General features: G+C 75.2%; 4 protein-coding genes and 1 pseudogene. All 5 read right to left on the minus strand.

The window, feature by feature from the left end; all coding sequences use genetic code 11:
* Positions 1-279, minus strand: a 279-nt coding sequence (locus tag BJF79_RS67400) for an acyl carrier protein (protein WP_410050153.1), incomplete at its 3' end; no start/stop codon positions are given.
* A 256-nt stretch (positions 280-535) separates the two neighbouring features.
* Positions 536-3,958: pseudogene (locus tag BJF79_RS28595) on the minus strand (AMP-binding protein); the annotation flags it as partial.
* A 667-nt stretch (positions 3,959-4,625) separates the two neighbouring features.
* Positions 4,626-4,829 carry a cold-shock protein gene (locus tag BJF79_RS28600; protein WP_075902015.1) on the minus strand — a complete coding sequence of 68 codons (204 nt, stop codon included), beginning with the start codon at positions 4,827-4,829 and terminating at the stop codon, positions 4,626-4,628.
* A 152-nt stretch (positions 4,830-4,981) separates the two neighbouring features.
* Positions 4,982-6,112, minus strand: a complete 1,131-nt coding sequence (locus BJF79_RS28605) for a hypothetical protein (RefSeq protein WP_075902017.1) — start codon at positions 6,110-6,112, stop codon at positions 4,982-4,984.
* A partial coding sequence (locus BJF79_RS28610; RefSeq protein ID WP_075902019.1) for a WxL protein peptidoglycan domain-containing protein occupies positions 6,109-7,006 on the minus strand: 898 nt, incomplete at its 5' end. The genes BJF79_RS28610 and BJF79_RS28605, both read right to left, overlap by 4 nt.

Below are 7,006 nucleotides of genomic sequence, written 5' to 3' on the forward strand. Positions count from 1 at the left end.
CCGCAGCCGCGCGGCCGCCCGGACGGACGGGACGTCCGGCGGCGCGGGCGCGGGCGCGGACGGGACGGCCGGTGGCGCGGGGGCGGTGCGGCGCGACGCGATGTGCGCGGCGAGCCGCCGGACGGTCGGGTGGGCGAACATGTCGACGACGGCCAGGCCCGGATCGAGGAGTTCGTGCAACCGGCCGTGGGCGCGCACGAGGACGAGCGACGTCGCGCCGAGCTGGAAGAACGGTGTGGTGACGTCGACGGGCGCACCGTCGAGGAGCTCGCCGAGCACGTCCGCGATGACCCGTTCGGCGTCCGGGTCCGCCGCGGGCGCCGTCGCCTCGGCCGGGGGCGCTCGTCGGTCGCGGCCAGTTCGATCAGCGCGTCCGGCGTTGAGGGCGTCGGCGAGCGCGAGGCCGCCGCCCGCCGCGGCGGCCCGGAGCCGCTCCGACCACAGTCCCGCGCCGCGAGCGCGCGCGCCGGCGGCAGGGCACCGGCGCCGAGCCGGAGCGTGACGTCGAGGCCGTCCTCCCCGGCCCGCCGGATCAGCGCGGCCAAGTCGTCCGCGTCGGGCGCGTCCGCGGCCGGTGCCGCCTCCGGCGTCCGGACGGGCGGTGCCGCCGCCGCACGCCGGTACGGGTTCGGCAGCGCCTGGTAGTCGACCTTTCCGTTCGCCGTGACCGGGAAGGCGTCGACGCGCACGAACCGGCTCGGCACCATGTACTCCGGCACGCGTTCGAGCAGGTGCGCGACCAGCCGTTCGTCCGGCGGCGCGGCCGGGCCCGCGACGAACGCGACCAGCCGCGGCCGCCCGTCCGGTCCCGGCACCGACAGCGCCACCGAATGCCGGACGCCCGGCGCCCGGTCCAGCACCGACTCGACCTCGCCGAGCTCGATGCGATGCCCGCGGATCTTCACCTGGCGGTCCAGGCGGCCGAGGAACTCGATCGTGCCGTCGGTCCGCCAGCGCCCGAGGTCGCCCGTCCGGTAGAGGCGGCCGAGGACCGGATCGACGACGAACCGTTCCGCCGTCTGCCGCTCGTCGCCCACGTAGCCGCGGGCCAAGCCGTCCCCGCCGATGTGCAGCTCGCCGGGCGTCCCGACCGGCACCGGGCGGCCCCGCTCGTCCAGGATGTGAAACGACTGGCCGCGCAGCGCCCGCCCGTACGGGATGCTCGGCCACTCCGGATCGACCTCGCCGATCCGATGGCAGATCGACCAGATCGACGCCTCCGTCGCGCCGCCGAGGCTCACCACCTCCGCGTCCGGCGCCAGCGCCCGCACCCGGTCGGCAGCGTGATCGGGATCCAGTCGCCCGACAGGAACACCACCCGCAGCGGCGCCAGCGCCCGCCGCGCCCGCTCCGGCTCGATCTCCGCGTACTCGACCAGCATCTCCAGCAGCGCGGGCGCCGTGTTCCACACCGTCACGCGATGGCGTTCCAGCAGGTCGAGCCAGTGCCCGGGGTCGCGCTGCCGGTCCGGGGCGGGCAGGACCAGCGCCGCGCCCGCGCCCATCACCCCGAACACGTCGTGCACCGACAGGTCGAAGCTGAACGCCGACAGGCCGAGGACCCGATCGTCCGGGCGGATCGGGAACCGGTCGACCAGGTCGTCGATCGTGGTCCGCGCCGCGCGGTGCTCGATCGCCACGCCCTTCGGGCGTCCGGTCGAACCGGACGTGAAGATGACGTAGGCGAGGTCGTCCGGGCGGGGCCGCTTCGGCGTCCCGGGCGCCGCGCCGAGCAGGGACGACAGGGTGTGCGGGCGCACCGCGTCCGGCCAGCCGCCGACCGCGCCGTCCGCGACCACGGCGTGGACGATCCCGGCCTGCGCGCACACGGCCGCGACCCGCTCCGCGGGCCACCCGGGCTCGACCGGGACGTAACCGGCGCCCGCCGCGCACACCACCAGCAGCGCCGCGACCTGGTCGGCGCCCTTCTCGAACGAGACCGCGACCAGATCGCCGGGGCCGACGCCGTGCCCGGCGAGCGCCGCCCCGATCCGGCCCGTCCGCTCCGCCAGCACGCCGTGCGTCACCTCCCCGCCGGACGCGTCGAGCAGCGCCGCGTCGCCCGGGGCCCGCGCGGCCGCCGCACGCAACGGATCGTCCAGGAGCGGGCCCGCGTCGCCGAACGGCCGGACGTCCAGGGGCTCGGCGGGCAGGAACGACGGGTCCCAGCCGAGCGCGGGATCGGTCCACGCGGCGTCGTCGGAGGCCAGGGCCCGCAGCAGCCGCAGGTGCGCGTCCCGCATCCCCGCCGCGAACCCGTCCGGGAGCAGACCCTCGACCGTGTCCCACGCCACCCGCAGCCGCCCGCCCTCGTCGTGCACGATGTGGTCGAGCGCGACCTGCGGCGTCTGCGACACCCCGAACACCTCGTCGCCGAGCCACGCCGCCGGAGGTCGCCCGGACCCCGACAGCCCCACGCCGCTGGTGAACACGACCGGATGCACCGGCGTGACGCCGCCGTCCCGCCCCGCCTCCGTCACCTCGACGCCCGCGACGGCCCGATGCTCCATGTCCGTCCAGAACCGCCGGTTGACGCGCGCGGCGAACGCGGCGAAGCCGTCCGCCCCGCGCGGATCCGGCTCGGGGATCTCGACCAGGACCGTCGACGTGAAGTCGCCGACCAGATGCGCCAGCTCCGGCTCGTCGGGACGATCGAACAGGGTCGTGTTCAGCGCGAACGCTTCCGCGAACGCTTCCGTGGAAGCGCCGCTTGTGCTCCAGCGGGTCAGCACGTAACCGAACGCGGCCAGCAGCACCCCCGTCGGGCTCAGCCCGCGCGCGGCCGCCCGCTCCCGCAGCCCCGCCCACTCGTCCGCGTCCAACTCGGCGGGCCACCGCTCGAACCGGTGCCGCCGGACGTCCGCGAGCTCGGCCGTCCACGGCAGCGCGGGCCCCGGCGGCAGCGACCGTCCCGCCCAGTACGCCCGATCGCGCTCCCGCCGCGCCTCCTCGCCCGGGTCCGCCAGCCGGCGCCGCACCAGCTCGGGGAACGTCACGGGCGCCGTCGGGAGTTCGGTGTCCGGGGCGTCGACCAGGGTGCCCCACTCGGCGATGACCTGCATCCATCCCGCGAGGTCGAGTGCCAGGACGTCGATGCCGACGAACAGGCGCGTCCGTCCGTCGGGGAGGAACGCCGCCGCGATGTCGAACAGCGGCCACGTGTCGGCGGGACGCACCTGGTGCGATCGGGCCGCGCGCATCTCGTCGAGGCGCGAGTCCGCCTCGTGGGGCGCGGCGCCCCGCAGGTCCTCGATCGTGAACTCGTAGGGGCCCGGGTCCTCGATGATCGCTTGCAGGCCGTCCCGTCCCACGACCATCCGCAGCATCGGGTGATGCACCACGAGCCGATTCCACGCCTGCACGAGCCGATCGAGGTCGGTTTCCGCACCGTCCGGACCCGGGTGCCGGTCGTATTCGCGGTAGTAGAACGTCGCGACGCCCCCGAGTGGGAAACCGTCGTTCCGCCCGATCCAGTACGCGGTCTGCAGGGCGGTCAGGGGGAAGCCGGCCGATCCCGAACCGGTCGCGCGGTCGAGGGTGTCGGTGGCGTCGTCGTCCGGGGGATCGGCGGGGACGGGCGGCGGCGGTGGATCTCCGGCGGCGATGGTGCGGGCGGTCGCATCGCCGAGGAACGCCGCCATCGGCAGTTCGAGCCCGAGGTCGCCGAGTCGGCGCCGCAGCCGGACGGCCGTGAACGATTCGAGACCGAGCCGGGTGAGCGCGGTGTCGGGATCGACCGCCGTCAGGGGGAGGCCGAGCACCTCCGCGACGGTCTCCACCACTTCGTCGACGGACAGGGACGCGGGGGGTGCCTCGCGCATGGGTCTCCTTCGCTCGCCCGACGTAACGCCCCAAGATGGGCGATAGCGATAATCATTATCATAACCATCCATCTTGCCGGTGAAGGAGACGCCGACGCGGTCGTCCTGGACGCCGTGGCCGGCGGACGCGCGCGGCATGACCGCAGGCCGACACGGCCGACACGGCCGCCAGTGGCCCGGACATGCCGAAGCAGGAAAGGAGGAGGTCAGACGGCTGAAGGCGGCACTGGCGCGCGGTGGCCGGGACACGGGGAACGCGGCGGGCGTGGTGATCTCGGGGCCGAGCAAGGCGGGGCCGCGCCGCTGCACATGGTCGAGCAGATGGCCGCGGCGCTGCCGGCGCGCGGCCCGAGACGTGGCGGGGGCGGCAGGCCAGGGCCGCACGTGTGCCAGGGGGGAGCGTGATACCGCAGCGGGGGCCGGGACGTCGGCGTGGCGTCGGCGGGCTGGCCCGCACGTGTGCCGCAGGGGAGCGGGATGTCGCAGCGGGGCCGGACGGCGCGTCGGCGTCGTTCGGCGGCGGCGCGGTGGTGGATCGGGGAGGCGCGCGTGTCCTCGGCCGGTCGATCCGGCGGCGACGGCCCCGGCTCGGCTCGGTTCGGCGGGGCGTGGACGCCGTCATGCCGCCGACCGAGTTCGCGAGGGCGGCCGGGACGGGAGCCGGACGGGCGGCGGCGCGGGTCGGTGCGTGCGGGGGTTCCCGGGCTCCGGGGTTCGCGGGCTCCGGGGCTCTGGGGCGGGAAAAGCAAACGGGCCCCGGGCGTGATGCCCGGGGCTCGTCAGCGAACCTGTTCAGTCACATCGTTCAGTTGATGACGATGTTCTCGGCCTGCAGGCCCTTCTGGCCCTGGGTGACGTCGAAGGTCACCTTCTGGCCCTCGACCAGCTCACGGAAGCCCTGAGCGGCGATGTTGCTGTAGTGGGCGAAGACGTCGGCGCCGCCGTCGTCCTGCGCGATGAAGCCGAAGCCCTTTTCCGAGTTGAACCACTTAACGGTGCCGGTGGCCATGGCCGTCTCCTTCTGGATCTTGCCCCGGCCCGCACCTTGCGGGCTCGGGAACGCCGCGTCGAACCCATCCGGAGAATCCAGATCAACAAAAATGCGCCCGAGGTGGAAACCCTCAGGCGCATGCAAGAGTCTATGGGTACCGCAACTTTCACTCAGCTTAGCACACGTTCGCCGCTATGCGAATCGTTCGGGGCCGGGAGGAGCAGCGCGGCGACCGGGACGTCGAGGATGCGGCTCAGGGCGTCGAGGGTATCGGGGTCGAAGGGGCATTCGGACGCGCGGGGCGGCAGGTCCGCGACGGTGCGGGGACGGCCGGTGCGGGCGGTGAGCGCCTCGGCGACGCGTTCGGGGGTGAGCCCGCGTGCGCGCGTCCACCACGCGATGTTCGCCGCCACGGTCTGGTTCGGCGTGCGGGCCGGACGGTCGGCGGCGGCGGCGACGGGAACCGCGCCCGCGACCGGACGTCCCGGCACGCGGGTCGTGCGGCGGCGGCGCGCCGTCAGGAGCGGCACCGGGACGAGCAGCGCGCCCAGGATCGGGAACGCCCACGGGTACGAGGCGGTCTCGGCGGTGAAGGCGATGGGTTCGTCCAGCCCGGCGATCTCTCCGCGGATCGTGTAGCGGCCAAACGCGGGGGCGTCCAGGACGACCGGGATGTCGTAGGTGCGTTCGGCGCCCGGTTCGAGGACGCCGAGGGGCGGGGCGTCGACGATGCGCGCGGGCTGGTCGCCGCGTCCGGCGGTGAGGGTGAGCGGCGGGTCGGTGAGCGTCGCGGTGCCGTTGTTGCGCAGCGTCACCCGCAGGGTGCGGCGGGCGGTGCCGGCGAGCCAGCCGGGGCCGGGTCCGCCGCCGGTCACCGACACCTTCGTCGCGGTGAGCCGCCGCGCGGGCGCCCGTCCGGTGGCGGGTTCCGCGGCGGACGCGGACGTCCGCACGCCCGTCACCTCGATCGGGACGGTCCGGGCCGCGCCGCCCGTCACGGGACGGACGGCGATCACGCACGGGCACGCGACCGGCGGCTTCGCGGCCGTCAGGACGACCGTCGCGGCCTTGCCTTCGCGGACGTACGTGCCCGCCGACGCGCCGACCGCGCAGTCGACCGTCCCGCGCCGCGCCCGGTTTCCGCACAGTTCGGCCAGTACGTTCCCGGCGGGCCAGCCGGTGAGTTCGACGGTGACGCGCTCGCCGGGGTCGACCGCCTCCCGGTCTTCGCGCCCGCGCGGTTCGGCGGGCGCCGCCAGGAACAGCGAGGAGAGCGCGAGAGCCGCAGTGACGATCTTCACTTGACCGCCCTCCGCCGCCGGACGAGCACGACCGCGGCGGCGGCCGCGAGGACGACGGCGACGCCCGCCGTCCACGGGACGTGCCACAGCGACGCCCGCCGGACGATCGGGCGCGCGGCCACCGGGCCGCCGCTGCGCGGGTCGGTCGCCGACAGCAGCACCGAGGCGGTGAGCCGCCCGGCGGGCGCGACGTCGCCGAGCCGTTCGCGGAACGTGTAGCTGCCGCCCGGCAGCAGTTCGGGGACGCGGCGTTCGGCGGGTTCGCCGAGCGCGACGCCGAAGGGCCCCTGGGCGCTGACCTTCGCGAGCGCCGTGACCCGCACGTTCCCCGTGTTCCGCACCGTGTACGTCACGTCCATGCGGCCCGCGCCGAGGGACTCGGACGCGTACCCGGTGCGGAGCGCGGAGATCTGCAGGCCGGGGCGCAGCGGTCCGGCCGCCCGCAGGTAGACGCGGGCGGCGACGCGCCGGTCGACGTTCACCGTCCGTCCGCCCGTGGTCGCCTCGCGCCGCGCGACGGACGCGACGATGCCGCCGCCGTGGTCGCCGGGCGTCGCGTCGTGCGGGACGGTCAGCGTGAACGGGATGTCGGCGGTCTTTCCTGGCGGCACCTTGTACGACTTCTTCGCGAAGTCGATCCACGTCCCGACGCCGGTGGGCTTCTGCGCGGCGGTGAGCAGGGCGAACGAGCCGTCGGCGGTGTTGAACGCGTCGGTCGCGTAGACGCTGAAGGTCCGGGTGTCGTCGCTCAGGTTCGTCACCGACACCTTGTCGGTGACGGTCTGGCCGGGCGACACCGAGTAGACGAAGTAGTCGCGTCCGTTGGGGCCCTTGGGACCGGCGGGCCGCACCGCCCACGTGACCCCTTCGGGCGCGGGCGCCGCGGCTGCCGGG

The organism is Actinomadura sp. CNU-125 (assembly GCF_001942465.1).
GTDB lineage: Bacteria > Actinomycetota > Actinomycetes > Streptosporangiales > Streptosporangiaceae > Spirillospora.